This window comes from Pseudomonas sp. BF-R-19 (genome assembly GCF_019956445.1).
In the GTDB taxonomy this organism is placed as follows: Bacteria; Pseudomonadota; Gammaproteobacteria; order Pseudomonadales; family Pseudomonadaceae; genus Aquipseudomonas; species Aquipseudomonas fluorescens_BH.
In genome coordinates this window covers 47,615-62,787 of sequence record NZ_JAHBDN010000103.1, presented here as the reverse complement: position 1 = coordinate 62,787, position 15,173 = coordinate 47,615, and the positions used below count along the sequence as shown (strand labels likewise).

Here is a 15,173-nt window from a genome sequence, read left to right as displayed (position 1 = left end):
AAGATCAAACGCAAGATACCAAGTGTTTTGGTGCTCAAAATCACTCCCCAGGCCGCAATATCAACACCGCCAACGGCGGCAAATTCAGCACCAACGACAACGCCTGCCCATGGCTCGGCGTCTCCTCGGCCACCGCCCCGCCACTGTTGCCATAATTGGAACCGGCATAGATCGACGAATCGCTGTTGAGCACCTCGTTCCATTGCCCGGCAAACGGCACCCCAACGCGATAAGCCTCGCGCGGCACCGGGGTGAAGTTGGCCACCACCAGCATCGGTTCGCCGTCCTTGCTCCAGCGCAACCACGCATAAACGCTGTTGATCGCGTCATCGCCGATCAGCCACTGGAAGCCCTGCGGTACATCGTCCTGCTCATGCAGCGCCGGCGCTTCGCGGTACAAGCGGTTGAGGTCAGACACCAGTTTCTGCACGCCCTTGTGCTCGGGGTATTGCAACAGGTACCAGTCCAGTTGCTGGTCATGGTTCCACTCGCGCCATTGGCCGAATTCGCAGCCCATGAACAGCAGCTTCTTGCCCGGATGCGCCCACATGAAACTCAGGTAAGCCCGCAGGTTGGCGAATTTCTGCCAGCGGTCGCCGGGCATCTTGTCGATCAGCGAGTGTTTGCCGTGCACCACTTCATCGTGGGAGATCGGCAGGATGAAGCGCTCGGACCACGCATACACCAGGCCGAAACTCAGCTCGTTGTGGTGATGGGCGCGGTACACCGGGTCCTGCTGGATGTAATGCAGCGAATCGTGCATCCAGCCCATGTTCCATTTGTAGGCAAAGCCCAGGCCGCCCTGTTGCGTGCCCTGGCTGACACCCGGCCATGCGGTGGATTCCTCGGCGATCACCAGCGCACCGGGCGCTTCGAGGGCCACCACGTCATTGAGGTGACGCAGGAAGTCGATGGCTTCCAGGTTCTCCCGCCCGCCATGGCGGTTCGGCACCCACTCGCCGGCCTTGCGCGAGTAGTCGCGGTAGAGCATCGAGGCCACCGCATCGACCCGCAGGCCGTCGACATGGAAATGCTTGAGCCAGTGCAGCGCCGACGCCAGCATGTAGCCGTGCACTTCGGTGCGACCCAAGTTATAGATCAACGTGTCCCAGTCCTGGTGGAACCCTTCCTGCGGGTTGCCATACTCGTACAGCGCCGTGCCGTCGAACTGGGCCAAGCCGTGGATATCGGTGGGGAAATGCGCCGGCACCCAATCGAGAATTACCCCGAGTTCGGCCTGATGGCAGGCGTTGATGAACGCGGCGAACTGGTCCGGCGTGCCATAGCGCGCACTCGGCGCGAATTGCGACAGCAACTGATAGCCCCACGAACCGCCGAACGGGTGCTCCATGATCGGCATCAGTTCGATGTGGGTGAAACCGAGGTCTTTGACATAGGGAATCAGCCGCTCGGTCAATTCCGGCCAGGTGTACTGGCGGGCCACTTCACCGAGGTCGTCCAGCTCGCATTGCCACGAGCCGGCGTGCAATTCGTAGATCGACAACGGCGCGGTCACCCGCTGGCGGTCACCCCGGGACAACATCCAGTCCTGGTCCTGCCAGTCGATGTTCAAGGGTGAGGCGACTTTCGAGGCGGTGTCCGGTGGCAGGCTGGTGGCCAGCGCCACGGGATCGGCCTTCAGCGGCAGGATGCCGTGGGCGCCGAGAATCTCGTATTTATAGGTGTCCCCGGCTTGCAGGCGCGGGATGAACAATTCCCAGACTCCGGTGGGATGACGCAGGCGCATCGGGTGCCGGCGCCCGTCCCAGACGTTGAAATCGCCGACCACCGATACCCGCCGGGCATTCGGCGCCCACACGGCGAAACGCACGCCATCGACACCGTCCACGGTTTTCAGTTGCGCGCCCAGGCACGCGCTGAGGTCGCGGTGATTGCCTTCGGCAAACAGGTACAAATCCATTTCGCCCAACAACGGGCCGAAGCTGTAAGGATCTTCTGCGGTTTGCTCGCCGCCGGCCCAACGGGTGCGCAACAGATACGCTTGCGCATGCTGGAAATGCCCGACGAACAACCCCGGCGTCTCCGTGACTTCAAGGTGACCCAGCTCTTCGCCGGAGTCCCTGGCCAGCACCTGCACACTCAGGGCGCCCGGCAGATACGCGCGAATGAATTGCCCGCCAGCGCCATCGGCGTGAGGGCCGAGAATGGCGAAAGGATCGATATGCTCGGCACGCACCAATGCATCGATATCCCGCGCCCTGGGCAGCAGCGCTTCTTTGTGATGACCCTGTTCCTTGTTCGAGACACTCATGACTACTCTCCACCAAGATCGGAAAAGGGTTTAAGCCCACTCAATAATCCATATAAACCGTGCAACGGCACGGGCAACCAGGCGGGGCGATTTTCCGCCTCATAAGCCACTTCATACGCCGCCTTCTCCAGACCGAACAACGCCAGCGCGGCATCCTCGCCTTCGGGATCTTGCCATGCATGGGCAAGACTAGCTGCCGCCAGCCGATAAGCGTCGACAAATGCTTGCCGCGCCTCGCTCAAGTAGCGCTCGGTGACCCGCAAGCGCGCGGCATCGGCCGCCGCGGTGTTATCGACGCTCTGCACATTGATCGCCATCGCCGCCGCATAGTCGAAGGAACGCAGCACGCCGCCGACATCCTTGTACGGGCTGTGTTTGCCCCGTCGTTCATGCAATGGCCGGGCCGGTTCGCCCTCGAAGTCGATCAGGTAGGCATCGCCCTTGATCACCAGCACCTGCCCCAGATGCAGATCGCCGTGTACACGAATGCGCAAGCCGCCCGCGGTCTTTTTGCCCAATGCTTGTACATGGCCGAGGATGGCTTTCCTGTTGTCCAGTAAACGGCCGACCAGGGTCTGGTCCGCCGGGTTCAGTTGATTTTTATGCTGTTTGAGCAAGTTCAGCGCGTGCTCGATTTGCGCAGCAACATCCTTGGCCGAGGCCCGCGCCTCTTTCTGCGTGGTGACCTGGGGCAAGAAGTCCGGGTTGGCACTCGGCGCCGCCAGCACCTGATGCATTTCCCCCAGACGCTGACCGAGCATAGCGGCGAAATCTTTCAGTTCGCCGAGCGCGTTGTAATGTTGTTCCTGCTCGGACACGGCGTCGGCCAGTTCATCGCGCAGCGCCCGTTCGAGGTTGTTCTGCGTCCACTCCCAGGCGTCGCCCTGATTGCTCAGATAGCCTTGGGCGATCATCAGCAGATTGTCTTCACCCGCACCATCCCGGCGCACCACGGCCCCCAGTAATGGCGAAATATTGCTGAACCCGGCTTCGGTCAGGTACGCGCTCATTTCCAGTTCCGGGTGCACACCGCAGGCGACCTTGCGGATCAGCTTCAGCACCAGGCTGTTGCCGATCACCACCGAGCTGTTGGACTGTTCGGCGGACAGGTAACGTACCGGCGACTCGGCATTGAGGCCGAGTTTTTCAAGCTCCGCGGTGGACTCGAAGCGGATGTCACCATCGCTGGAGGTCAATACGGTGCCGGCCTGAATGCCCTGCAATACGGCATGCACGAAGGTGTCCAGGCTGAAGGCATCGGTGATCAGGCCGACCTGGCGTCCGCGCCGTACCCGCGACAATGCCAATTGCTGCGGCAACGGAGTACCGACCTGATCCTCCGAGATAAAGCCGAACGGCAACTGGTAGCGGCTGCTCTGGCCAGCGCTGGTGACATTGATCTCGCTGAACAGCACCGGATGCTGCGGGTCGCCGAACCGCACCCCATAGGCCAATTCGACCTGTTCGATCGCGGCGTCCTTGCCGGCGAACCAGCGGCGGTTCTGCAACCAGTTGGGCAGGATGCTTTGCTCCAGCGTGCTGCGTGACGGCGCCTCCAACAGTTCCTCCATGCGTTTTTTCAGCACCAGCGTGGTGAAGTCCGGCAGACTCTGTGCGGGCTCCACGTGCCAACTCGGCATCTGGTTTTCCGCGGCGAGGCCGAACCAGTAGAAGCCGTACGGCGCCAGCGTCAGGAGGAAATTCAGCTGGCCAATGGGCGGGAATGCGTTACCCCCGAGCATTTCCACCGGCACCATGCCGACGTAGGCCGACAGATCCAGCTCGGCGGCCTGGGCACTGCGCGACACGTTGGCCACGCACAGAATGACTTCGTGCTTGCCGTCCACCCCGGTGTATTCGCGGGTGTAGGCCAGAATCCTCCGGTTGCTCGGCGACAGCATCTTCAACGTACCGCGCCCGAAGGCCTTGGATTGCTTGCGCACGGCGAGCATGCGCCGGGTCCAGTTCAACAGCGAATGCGGATCGCCGGCCTGGGTTTCGACGTTGACTGACAGGTAGCCATATTGCGGGTCCATGATCGGCGGCAGCACCAGGCTCGCCGGGTCGGCGCGGGAGAAGCCGCCGTTGCGGTCGATGGACCATTGCATGGGCGTGCGCACACCGTCGCGGTCACCGAGGTAGATGTTGTCGCCCATGCCGATTTCGTCGCCGTAATACAGGGTCGGCGTGCCGGGCATGGACAGCAGCAGGCTGTTGAGCAGTTCGACCCGGCGGCGGTCACGCTCCATCAGCGGCGCCAGGCGACGGCGAATCCCCAGATTGATCCGCGCCCGGCGGTCGGCAGCATAGTAATTCCACAGGTAGTCGCGTTCCTTGTCGGTGACCATCTCCAGGGTCAACTCATCGTGGTTGCGCAGGAAGATTGCCCATTGGCAGTTGGCGGGGATATCCGGGGTCTGGCGCAGAATGTCGGTAATCGGGAAGCGATCTTCCTGGGCCAGCGCCATGTACATGCGCGGCATCAACGGGAAGTGAAAGGCCATGTGGCATTCGTCGCCGTTCAGGCCTTTCTTGTCGGTGTCGCCGAAGTACAACTGGGTGTCTTCCGGCCACTGATTGGCCTCGGCCAACAGCATGCGGTCGGGGTAGTTGGCGTCGATTTCGGCGCGGATCTTTTTCAGGACGTCATGGGTTTCCGGCAGGTTCTCGTTGTTGGTGCCGTCGCGCTCGATCAGGTAGGGAATCGCGTCCAGGCGCAAGCCGTCGATGCCCATGTCGAGCCAGTAACGCATCACTGACAGTACCGCTTTCATGACTTGCGGGTTATCGAAGTTCAGGTCGGGCTGGTGGGAGTAGAAACGGTGCCAGAAGTATTGGCCGGCGACCGGGTCCCAGGTCCAGTTGGACTTTTCGGTGTCGAGGAAAATGATGCGGGTGCCATCGTATTTATGATCGTCATCGGACCACACGTAGAAGTCCCGCGCCGCCGATCCGGGTTTGGCCTTGCGCGCCCGCTGGAACCAGGCGTGCTGGTCGGAGGTGTGGTTGATGACCAGCTCGGTGATCACCCGCAGGCCGCGCTTGTGCGCCTCGGCAATGAACCGCCTGGCATCGGCCATGGTGCCGTAGTCGCTGTGTACGCCGCGGTACTCGGCGATGTCATAACCGTCGTCGCGCCGTGGCGAGGGATAGAATGGCAACAGCCAGATGGTGTTGACGCCCAGGTCGGCGATGTAGTCGAGCTTGGCGATGAGACCGGGAAAGTCGCCAATCCCGTCGTTGTTGGAGTCGAAATACGATTTGACGTGGACTTGATAGATCACCGCATCCTTGTACCAGAGCGGGTCCTTGATGAACGTGGCTGCCTTGGGTTTCTTCGCCATGTGCAACTCCTGGTGAATTCGATAAAGCCGCTGGGCCGTTCGCCTGCCTCGAACGCGATGACTTACCTGTGGGAGCGAGCTTGCTCGCGATGGCGAACTGTCTGACACATAGATGTTGGATGTGCTGACGTCATCGTCGGAACGCCGCCCGGAGCAAGCTCGCTCCCACAGGTTCAGCGTCTAGGCGGTTATCCTCCAAATCCCGAACGGCTGATACGCCGGGTCGATCCGCATGAATTGCTGCTTGCCATGCCAGGTCCAGCGATGGCCATTCATCAAGTCTTCGCCGTGGGTGCTGGCGTAGTCCGGCAAGCCCATTTCCCACAACGGCAACTCGAAGTTCGCTTCCTGCACGTTGTGCGGATCGAGGCTGACCGCAACAAGAACGAAGTTGCTGCCGTCAAAGCTGCGTTTACCGAAGTACAGGATGTTGTCGTTCCAGGCGTTGTAGACCTTCAGGCCCAGATGCGTGTGCAACGCCGGGTTCTGCCGGCGGATGCGGTTGAGCTGGGCGATCTCGGCAATGATGTTGCCCGGCGCATTGAAGTCCCGTGGACGGATCTCATACTTCTCGGAATCGAGGTATTCCTCCTTGCCCGGCACCGGCGCCGACTCGCACAACTCGAAACCCGAATACATGCCCCACAGGCCTGAGCCCATGGTCGCCAGCACGGCGCGGATGAGAAACCCGGGGCGCCCTGAATCATGGAGGAACGCCGGGTTGATGTCCGGTGTATTGACGAAAAAATTCGGTCGAAAGCATTCGCGCCAAGGCGACTCGTTAAGTTCAGTGAAGTAGGTCGCCAGTTCGGCCTTGGTGTTGCGCCAGGTGAAATAGGTGTAGCTCTGGGAATAACCGACCTTGCCCAGGCGCGCCATCATTGCCGGGGTGGTAAAGGCTTCGGCGAGGAAGATCACCTCGGGGTACAGCGCCCGTACATCGGCGATCAGCCACTGCCAGAACGGCAACGGCTTGGTGTGCGGATTATCGACGCGGAAGATCTTCACGCCCTCCTCGACCCAGCCCACTACGATGTCGCGCAGTTCCACCCACAGGCTCGGAATTGCCTCTGGGGTATAGAAGTCGACGTTGACGATGTCCTGGTATTTCTTCGGCGGGTTCTCCGCGTATTTGATCGTGCCGTCCGGTCGCCAGTTGAACCAGCCAGGGTGTTGCTTGAGCCATGGATGGTCCTGGGAGCACTGGATGGCAAAATCCAGGGCGATTTCCAGGCCATGGGCCGCAGCGGCCGCCACCAGTCGGCGGAAGTCTTCGCGGCTGCCCAACTGCGAGTGAATCGCCTCGTGCCCGCCCTCCTCGCTGCCAATCGCATAGGGGCTGCCCGGATCATCGGGGCCCGCCGTCAGCGAGTTGTTCGGGCCTTTGCGGTAGCTGCGCCCGATCGGATGGATCGGCGGGAAATACAGCACGTCGAAACCCATGTCCTGGATCATCGCCAGCCGCGAATGCACGTCATCGAAGGTGCCATGGCGCGCCGGACTGTCGGTGATCGAACGCGGGAACAACTCGTACCAACTGGCGAACTGCGCCAGCTCGCGCTCCACATCCACCGGGTACTCCGGGCTCAGGCTCAGGTAGGCGCGATGATCGACGCGGGCCATGAGGTCGGCGCTACGCGGGTGCAAAAACAGTGCAATCTGCTCGGTTTCAAGCAGCCCTGACAGTTCATGGTGCAAGGCCGCCAATTGCTCGCTGAGTGGCCCTTCGCTGCGTTCGGCGGCCTGCTGGACATGAATCCGCCCTTCCTGCAACTCCAGGCTGACGGGCACCGCCGCCGCATGTTTCTTTTCCAGCTCATAGCAAAAACTGGCGAACTGATCGATCCAGGCTTCGATACAGAACAGATAGCGGCCCTGGCTGTCGGCCCGGAACTGCCCTTGCCAGCCGTTGTTGCCCAGGTCGTGCATGGCCGCGCTTTGCCAGACGTCCTCGTCTTCGGCCCGCCAGCGCACGCGAACCGCCAGCTTGTCATGCCCGTCGGCAAAGACCTTGGCCGTCACCACCACGTCCTGCCCCACAACGGCCTTGACCGCGAATTGTCCGCCTTCAAGGGTCGGCATGATGTTTTCAATGACGATACGCGGCAGCAACAACGCCTGCGACAGCGGCATGTGCGGGTTGTAGCTCAACTCAGTCGGTTTTTCAGCCGTCATCGAGCCTCTCTCCTTACGCCCCATGGACGCGCTTGTGTCTGGTCGACACCCCGCCGGGCAATCCGCCCCGGGATGCACTCACTTAGGTTCCGAGCGACAGCTGCCGGGAAAGTTTCATCGACAATTTCCGGAATCAAGCCCTTCGCGCCGCGGTCAACCAACCAGTCCATCTACTTAAGCACGACTCACGCCATGTGCCACCGCAGGCTGAACAATGAACAATCCATTCCCGGCTGAAACCCCCGATCCCAACATCGACAACCCGGTGATACCGCCGAGCGAACCGCAGCCGGTGCCCGAACAGGATCCACCCGGCACCAACCCGCCGCCAAGGGTAGAACCGCCACCGACGATGCCGCCGGTGATAGTGAATCCTGAATGACGACAATTGATCGTTTCTGTGCTGGCCGAAGGAACGATCTCATTGGTGATCCCTGTCGATCAGCTTCACAATCCCCGGCATCACACTGAACACCCCCAGCGCCAACAACGTACTGAACACCGCCGTCGCCTCGCGGCCCAGCCCGGCCGCGACGCCGATGGCTGCGGTCATCCACAGGCCGGCGGCGGTGGTCAGGCCTTTGACGTGGCCTTCATCGCCCTCGTGATTCTTCAGGATAGTGCCAGCCCCCAGGAAGCCGACCCCGGCAATCACGCCCTGCACTACCCGGCTCATGGCATCGGCCTGCGAGCCGGACATCTGCGGCACCAACACGAACAGCGCCGCGCCCATTGCCACCAGCATGTGGGTGCGCACGCCGGCGGCCTTGCCCTGGTGCTCACGCTCGAACCCGAGAATCCCGCCCAGCAAGGCGGCCATCAACAGGCGCACGGTCACCCGTGTCAGTTGCGAGGCATCGGCGATGTCGGCGAACTCGGCTTGCAGGGTCACCCAGACTTCGTGCCACCAGGCGTTCATGGGGTTGTCCTTGTGAGGGGGCCATGGAAGGTGGACCGCAGCGACCATTAATCGGTTGCACAGAACGATGACCGGCGGTTGCGGCCTGAAACGTTAGATTCCACTGAAAAAAGGATTCCACCGTGACCGTGCGCATCGAGAACCAGACCTGCTTTTTCACCACCGAAAATGGCGAACTCATTCGTCTGTGTCCCGACGTGACCATCATCACCGACGGTGCCAAAGCCATGTCGGCAGTGGACATCGAAGGCGAGCGCATCTACATCACGGAAGCCGAGGCCGACGCCTTGACCGTCGCAGGTGCGGTGGATGGGCGCCGGCACTTGAAAGCCACCGACAGTGGTTCGGTAATTTGACCGGGATTGATCCGCACCTGCCGCCGCTGTTTTGGAAAGGCCCCTGGGCCCGGCAGCGGCGACTGCTTCAAGTTGTCGCAGGTTGTACAGGCACGGCCATCTGATCTGCTTTTTAATGCAATACCTGAGTCTGTTATGCAAACAGATCGCCGCTCATAGTGCTCATGCCTGATGGAGGCTGATGAGCGAAAGACCATGAGCGAGAGAATCCCCGTCCGAACCGTAGAAACATTCGAGCCTTCGCGTCTGAAGACGAAGGCCAGATCCAGCGATAACCTGATCCACACCCGCAGTTTCACCGGACTGTTCCGCAACCTGCGTATCAGCGGCGCGGGTTTTCTGTTCTTGCTGTTTTTCGGCACCGTGTGGTTGAACTGGGGCGGTCGCCAGGCGGTGCTCTGGGATCTTTCCCAAAGCAAATTCCATATCTTCGGCGCGACCTTCTGGCCGCAGGATTTCATTCTGCTCTCGGCGCTGTTGATCATTGCCGCGTTCGGCCTGTTTGCGATCACCGTGTTCGCGGGCCGGGTCTGGTGCGGCTACACCTGCCCACAAAGTTCGTGGACCTGGATCTTCATGTGGTGCGAGAAGATCACCGAGGGCGAACGCAACCAGAGGATCAAGTTGCAAGCCGCGCCGTGGGGCCTGAACAAGCTGATGCGTCGCTCGGCCAAGCACACCCTGTGGCTGGCCATCAGCCTGCTGACCGGCCTGACCTTCGTCGGCTACTTCACGCCGATCCGGCCATTGGCCGAAGAGCTGCTGACTTTCCAAATGAGCGGCGTCAGCCTGTTCTGGGTACTGTTTTTTACTGGTGCCACCTACATCAATGCCGGTTGGCTGCGTGAAGCGGTGTGCATGCACATGTGCCCCTACGCACGGTTCCAGAGCGTGATGTTCGACAAGGACACCCTGACCATTTCCTACGACGTGGCCCGAGGCGAAAACCGTGGCCCGCGCAAACGCGAGGTCAAACCCGCCGAAGTGGGTTTGGGCGATTGCATCGATTGCCAGCTGTGCGTACAGGTCTGCCCGACCGGCATCGATATCCGCGATGGCTTGCAGATGGAATGCATCGGTTGCGCCGCGTGCATCGACGCCTGCGACTCGATCATGGACAAAATGGGCTACGCCCCGGGATTGATCAGCTATACGTCCGAGCATCAGTTGCAGGGTGGCAAGACCCACCTGCTGCGTCCGCGCCTGATCGGCTACACCGCCGTGCTGCTGGTGATGGTCGCAGCCCTGGTGATGGCGCTGGTGGAACGACCGATGGTGTCGCTCGACGTCAGCAAGGACCGGGGCCTTTTCCGCGAGAACAGCCAAGGGCAGATCGAAAACATCTACAGTCTGAAGGTGATCAACAAGACCCAACAGCGTCAGGACTATCAATTGAGCTTGGTCGATGCCGATGATTTCGAGTTGCGGGGCAAGACCGGGTTGAGCCTGGCGCCGGGGGAGATTGTCGATGTGCCGGTGTCGGTGGCGATGCTCACGGAGCGTCCGGCGAGCAGTTCGCAGAGCATCAACTTCAAGGTGGTCGACAGCGATGAACCTGGCGTTTACAGCGTGGCGAAAAGCCGGTTTGTTGCGCCGATGAATCGCTGAGCCTTTAAGATGCAGGGCTTTGTGAGATGCGGATCTGCTTTGGCAATGCAAGCCCCCTCACCACAATTAATCGAATCGACTCCATTGCGGGATACCGATGAAACGCTACGAAAAATTCGCCGACGACATCGCAGAACTGATCCGTACCGGCGTCCTCGGTCCCGGCCAGCGGGTGCCGTCGGTGCGTTACGCCAGCCAGACCTACGGCGTCAGCCCGTCGACGGTGTTCCAGGCCTACTACCTGCTGGAGCGTCGCGGCCTGATCCGCGCCCGGCCGCGTTCCGGCTATTTCGTCAACGCCCACGCACCCCGGCCGTTTTCCGAGCCGGTGATCAGCAATCAGGTCAACGAGTCCACGGAAGTCGACGTCAGCGAACTGGTGTTCTCGGTGCTCGACTCGATCAAGGACCCGAACACCGTGCCCTTCGGCTCGGCGTTTCCCAGCCCGACGCTGTTTCCCTTGCAACGCTTGTCCCGCTCGCTGGCCAGCGCCACCCGCGAGATGGACCCGCGCATGGTGGTCACCGACATGTCGCCGGGCAACCCGCAACTGCGCCGGCAGATCGCCCTGCGCTACATGGTCGGCGGGCTGATGCTACCCATGGAAGAGTTGCTGATCACCAACGGCGCGCTGGAAGCCCTGAACCTGTGCCTGCAAGCGGTGACCCAACCCGGCGACCTGGTGGCCATCGAAGCCCCGGCGTTCTACGCCTGCCTGCAAGTACTCGAACGCTTGAAACTCAAAGCCGTGGAAATCCCCGTGCACCCGCGCGATGGCATCGACCTCGGTGTGCTCGCACAGACGCTGGAGCGGCACCCGATCAAGGCCTGCTGGTGCATGACCAGTTTTCAGAACCCCATGGGCGCGACTATGCCCGAGGCAAAAAAGCAAGAACTGGTGGAACTGTTGCGCCGCCACCAGGTGCCGCTGATCGAAGACGATGTCTACGCCGAACTGTATTACGGCCAACAAGCACCGAAACCGGCCAAGGCATTCGATACCGAAGGTCTGGTGATGCACTGCGGCTCGTTCGCCAAGAGCCTGGCCCCCGGCTACCGCATCGGCTGGGTCGCCGCCGGGCGTTACGCGCAGAAAATCGAACGGCTGAAACTCATGACCTCGCTGTGCGCCTCGATGCCCGCCCAAGCGGCTATCGCCGATTATCTGCAACACGGGGGCTACGATCGGCACCTGCGTAAATTGCGCCACGCACTGGAAGACCAGCAAAGCGCCATGCTCGCCGCTATCGCCCGCTATTTCCCGGCGCAGACGCGCGTCAGCCAACCGGCCGGCGGGTACTTTTTGTGGCTGGAATTGCCGGAGCAGATGGATTCGTTGAAGTTGTTTCAGATGGCGTTGGCGCAGGGGATAAGCATTGCACCGGGGCCGATTTTTTCGCCGGCGCAGCGGTTCAGGAATTGTATTCGGCTGAATTACGGGAGCCCGTGGGATGAGGCTTCGGAGCAGGCGATGGAGACGTTGGGGCGGATTGTCAGATCTTTTTAACAAAAAAACTTAAATAAGCTCTTATAGAACGCACATTAGGATCGTTGTTTTGAGCATTTAGACATTATCGCCGAAGACATAGCAAAGCCAGAAAGACTGTCTGCATTGTTTCGCGCCATCCGACTGCGAAGCGCAGGATTGTTGTTGTATTTATGCAGAGCATTTATAATATTAGCTCCACGCGCTTCCAAAATAAAATCTCCCGGCGCTCCTCGCAAATCCATTTCCTCGGCATTACCCAACAGCATTTTTTTTGAATTATTCTCCATTGCAACACTGAACACTACATCTCTAGCCCCTTTACCAACAAGCAATTTTGCATTAGCTTTATCAAACTTATCAGGGGTAATGTAGTAGTAATCCAGCGAGTAATTAGCCTTATCCTGATGACTAGCCTCATGGATTAATGTTTGTGCTACTTCAGTGACCGAACGACCTAACAGATACCTTCCATTGATGTAAATCTTATGCCTTCTATCCGAGTTATTAATAAAGGCATTTGCACGTCCATAGGCTCCTCCCGCATCCCGATAAATGACGACTTTAGCCGGCTTTGATTCTAATCGTTCAAGATTGAACAAGATTTTCTGATAGCGCTCTTTCAGCTCATCCGCATTATCAGGCTGAAACGCCCCAAAATATGAATTATATATCCGCACATTGAAATCTTGATTGAGTATGCTTTCAGCCGCATCCTTTACAGCGGACTTTGCCAACGCAATACCTTCATTCAAGACCTTGGCCATTTCAGGTGCATTCCGTTCAACATCTTTCATCCCCCGATGGAGCACTGATTGACGAATCCCCAGGCTCGTTTCAAACCGAAAATCGAGATAGTTCCTTAATATTGGAAAGCACCCTTGTCGATCAATAAAATTAATCGGGCTATTGCTGACAAACCGATAAAAATTCACCCCATCCACATCCCCCGCCGGATCCGGATTCAACCAGCGCTGCAACCACGGCGCGTAATACCGCGCCCCGTAGTAATAAAGCCCCGTCGCATCCCGCTCCTTGCCTGAATAGCGAATGGTCTTGTACCCGATTTCCACTTCATGCCGCCCGGCCAGCCACGCTGTGCCGCCGAAGGGGTAATACACTTCCTGGCTGATCACCTGCGCTTGGGCATCCACCTCAAAAGCACTCGACCCCAAATGGTCATCGAAGCAATACCGCAACTGGTCATTGTCCAGTTCGGCCGGCGGCGGGCTGTCCCAATGCAGCAGGCGCACAGTGCAACGGCCGGCCTGAATGTTGATTACCTGGAGTTGTTCCCCTGTCGCGCTGTTGCTGTGAAGTTCGATGCCCGGTAGATAGCGCGCCTCGGCGCTGTGGACGATGGACTTCGCCGCCGTCATGCGGGCCTTTCGCGCTCGCATACCTTCACCGTCGTAGACATACCGCTCCAGGTCGTCAGCGCCATCGATTCGAGCGATCTGTGTGACCTGTGCCAACTCATTTCGCCCATTCCACAGCAACCTCTGTCCCGGTTGCAGTTCCAGCAGATTGCCCCGCGCATCAAAGGATTCATCAACACCAACCAATCTTGAGTGAATCTTGACGCTGCGATTACTCAGCGTTGCGACCTGCATCGTCAACGTGTCGTCCACCGCGCCATGGTGAATACGCTGCAACAAATTGCCCGCGGCATCGTAATGATACGTTTCGCTGTAGTTACTCCAGCGGCTGGCATCCGGTGGGCCGAAGGGCTGCCATTCCGGCAGGGCCGGCCCGAGTGAGGGGCTGGCGCATTCCCAACCGGTGGCGCTGATCAATTGGTACAGCGTGTCGTAAGTGAAACGCCGCACCGGCTCAATGCGCTGATTGGCAAAATGCTGGATGGGTAAGGCGGCGTCGGTGATTTCGGTGATGTTGCCGACGGGGTCATACCGGTAAGTGAGCTTCTGCAAAAAGCTCTGACCCGGGCCTTGTGTGGCCAGCAGCATCAAATGTCCATTGGCTGGGTCATACGCGCTGGTGGTGCGCATACCATTGCCGGCGAGTTCCTGTTCCACCTGGCCGGATGCGCTGTAGTGGATGCCACTGACCAACGTGTCGACGCTGATTTGCCCGGAGCGTTGCAGCCCTGCCGAGCACAACTGACCGGCGCGATCATGCGCAAAGTGCTGGGTATGGCCTTTGGCGTCGGTTTGGCTCATCAGATCGCCGGACGGTGCGTAGGTCCACGACGACTGCGCGCCTGCGCCCGGCTCTAGCAAGCAGTCGCGGTCAGCGTCCAGTGCCGGCCAATCGACCGGGTCGAAGCTGTTCAGGAAAAACCGCCGCTCACGCAGCACCGTCGCCGACAGCCCAAAGTCGGCCATCAACCGGCTGCCCGCCGGGTCGTCCTGCCGGATGGGTTGGCCACAGAGGTTGTGCCGGGCATGATCGTCCGACACTCCCCCAAATGTCATTCGTTCGACGCAGCGTTCGGGTTCCCCCGAACCTTGTTCGTGCACTGCGACAGGCCGCAACAATGGATCATGCTCGGTGCGACGATGCCAGCCACGTTGGTCCCATGCTTCAAGCGCCTGCCCCGCTGCACCCGGTAACCCGAGCTGCCACCCGGCATCGACGCTGTCACTGCACAGCGCCTGCCCCGCCAGACCATGAATCGTGGCCAGGTTCGCCGGCACCGAGGCATCGTCCTGGCTCAAGGCAAAGAACCGTGGATCGCGCTGTTGAATGAGCCGCCCCAACGGATCGAAAACCTGATGCGTCACTCGCAAAGTGAGCGGCTCGTCCGCTGCCTGCCGAAAGTACGCCAGCGCACGAACGGGTAAACCCCGTGGGTCAACGACACTGAGAGATGGCGTGTGTGCGTTCAAGTAGAGGTGGCCTGTTGAAGACTACCGCGAATCTAGACCCACACCGGATTGGCGTCTACTGTCAGGAATGACAGGTGTCCAAGGTCGTTTCGATAGCGGGTTTCGTTAGTTCAAATGCTTTCGCCGGCAAGCCCGTAAATAAAACACCTCCGGTGTAGCGGCTG

The 15,173-nt window shown here is 59.9% G+C and carries 9 protein-coding genes; 4 read left to right on the top strand and 5 right to left on the bottom strand.

The window, feature by feature from the left end:
• Nucleotides 1-40 precede the first annotated feature (40 nt).
• From glgB to KGB28_RS27970, 3 genes are all read right to left on the bottom strand, one after another.
• Entirely contained in the window at nt 41-2,272 is a 2,232-nt protein-coding gene (gene glgB / locus KGB28_RS27980; RefSeq protein WP_223448763.1) for a 1,4-alpha-glucan branching protein GlgB, read from the bottom strand.
• Nucleotides 2,273-2,274: 2 nt separating this feature from the next.
• Nucleotides 2,275-5,616, bottom strand: a complete 3,342-nt coding sequence (treS, locus tag KGB28_RS27975; protein WP_223448762.1) for a maltose alpha-D-glucosyltransferase — start codon at nt 5,614-5,616, stop codon at nt 2,275-2,277.
• A gap of 180 nt (nt 5,617-5,796) precedes the next feature.
• Nucleotides 5,797-7,791, bottom strand: coding sequence for an alpha-1,4-glucan--maltose-1-phosphate maltosyltransferase (locus KGB28_RS27970; protein ID WP_223448761.1), 1,995 nt, complete (start codon nt 7,789-7,791; stop codon nt 5,797-5,799).
• 214 nt (nt 7,792-8,005) lie between these two features.
• On the opposite strand from KGB28_RS27970, the gene KGB28_RS27965 reads away from it, so the two are divergent.
• A complete protein-coding gene (locus KGB28_RS27965) occupies nt 8,006-8,173 on the top strand; it encodes a hypothetical protein (RefSeq protein ID WP_223448760.1) in 168 nt (55 codons plus the stop codon).
• 39 nt (nt 8,174-8,212) lie between these two features.
• Here the strand turns inward: KGB28_RS27965 and KGB28_RS27960 are convergent, their stop codons facing one another.
• Nucleotides 8,213-8,710, bottom strand: coding sequence for an MgtC/SapB family protein (locus KGB28_RS27960; RefSeq protein ID WP_223448759.1), 498 nt, complete (start codon nt 8,708-8,710; stop codon nt 8,213-8,215).
• 122 nt (nt 8,711-8,832) lie between these two features.
• On the opposite strand from KGB28_RS27960, the gene KGB28_RS27955 reads away from it, so the two are divergent.
• The 3 genes from KGB28_RS27955 to mapR all read left to right on the top strand — a co-directional run bounded on the left by KGB28_RS27955 (nt 8,833) and on the right by mapR (nt 12,181).
• The gene (locus tag KGB28_RS27955) at nt 8,833-9,066 is read left to right on the top strand and encodes a DUF3203 family protein (RefSeq protein ID WP_223448758.1); all 234 of its coding nucleotides are present in this window, start codon (nt 8,833-8,835) and stop codon (nt 9,064-9,066) included.
• Nucleotides 9,067-9,261: 195 nt separating this feature from the next.
• Nucleotides 9,262-10,674 carry a cytochrome c oxidase accessory protein CcoG gene (gene ccoG, locus KGB28_RS27950; protein WP_223448757.1) on the top strand — a complete coding sequence of 471 codons (1,413 nt, stop codon included), beginning with the start codon at nt 9,262-9,264 and terminating at the stop codon, nt 10,672-10,674.
• A gap of 97 nt (nt 10,675-10,771) precedes the next feature.
• Entirely contained in the window at nt 10,772-12,181 is a 1,410-nt protein-coding gene (gene mapR / locus KGB28_RS27945; protein WP_223448756.1) for a GntR family transcriptional regulator MpaR, read from the top strand.
• 35 nt (nt 12,182-12,216) lie between these two features.
• Here the strand turns inward: mapR and KGB28_RS27940 are convergent, their stop codons facing one another.
• Nucleotides 12,217-15,009: an RHS repeat-associated core domain-containing protein gene (locus KGB28_RS27940; protein ID WP_223448755.1), complete on the bottom strand. Its 2,793-nt coding sequence runs from the start codon at nt 15,007-15,009 to the stop codon at nt 12,217-12,219.
• Between the last annotated feature and the right edge of the window lie 164 nt (nt 15,010-15,173).

What these genes read in the sequence shown, in the direction of transcription:
- glgB (WP_223448763.1), bottom strand. Translation starts at nt 2,272, where the DNA reads ATGAGTGTCTCGAACAAGGAACAGGGTCATCACAAAGAAGCGCTGCTG.
- treS (WP_223448762.1), bottom strand. Translation starts at nt 5,616, where the DNA reads ATGGCGAAGAAACCCAAGGCAGCCACGTTCATCAAGGACCCGCTCTGG.
- KGB28_RS27970 (WP_223448761.1), bottom strand. Translation starts at nt 7,791, where the DNA reads ATGACGGCTGAAAAACCGACTGAGTTGAGCTACAACCCGCACATGCCG.
- KGB28_RS27965 (WP_223448760.1), top strand. Translation starts at nt 8,006, where the DNA reads ATGAACAATCCATTCCCGGCTGAAACCCCCGATCCCAACATCGACAAC.
- KGB28_RS27960 (WP_223448759.1), bottom strand. Translation starts at nt 8,710, where the DNA reads ATGAACGCCTGGTGGCACGAAGTCTGGGTGACCCTGCAAGCCGAGTTC.
- ccoG (WP_223448757.1), top strand. Translation starts at nt 9,262, where the DNA reads ATGAGCGAGAGAATCCCCGTCCGAACCGTAGAAACATTCGAGCCTTCG.
- mapR (WP_223448756.1), top strand. Translation starts at nt 10,772, where the DNA reads ATGAAACGCTACGAAAAATTCGCCGACGACATCGCAGAACTGATCCGT.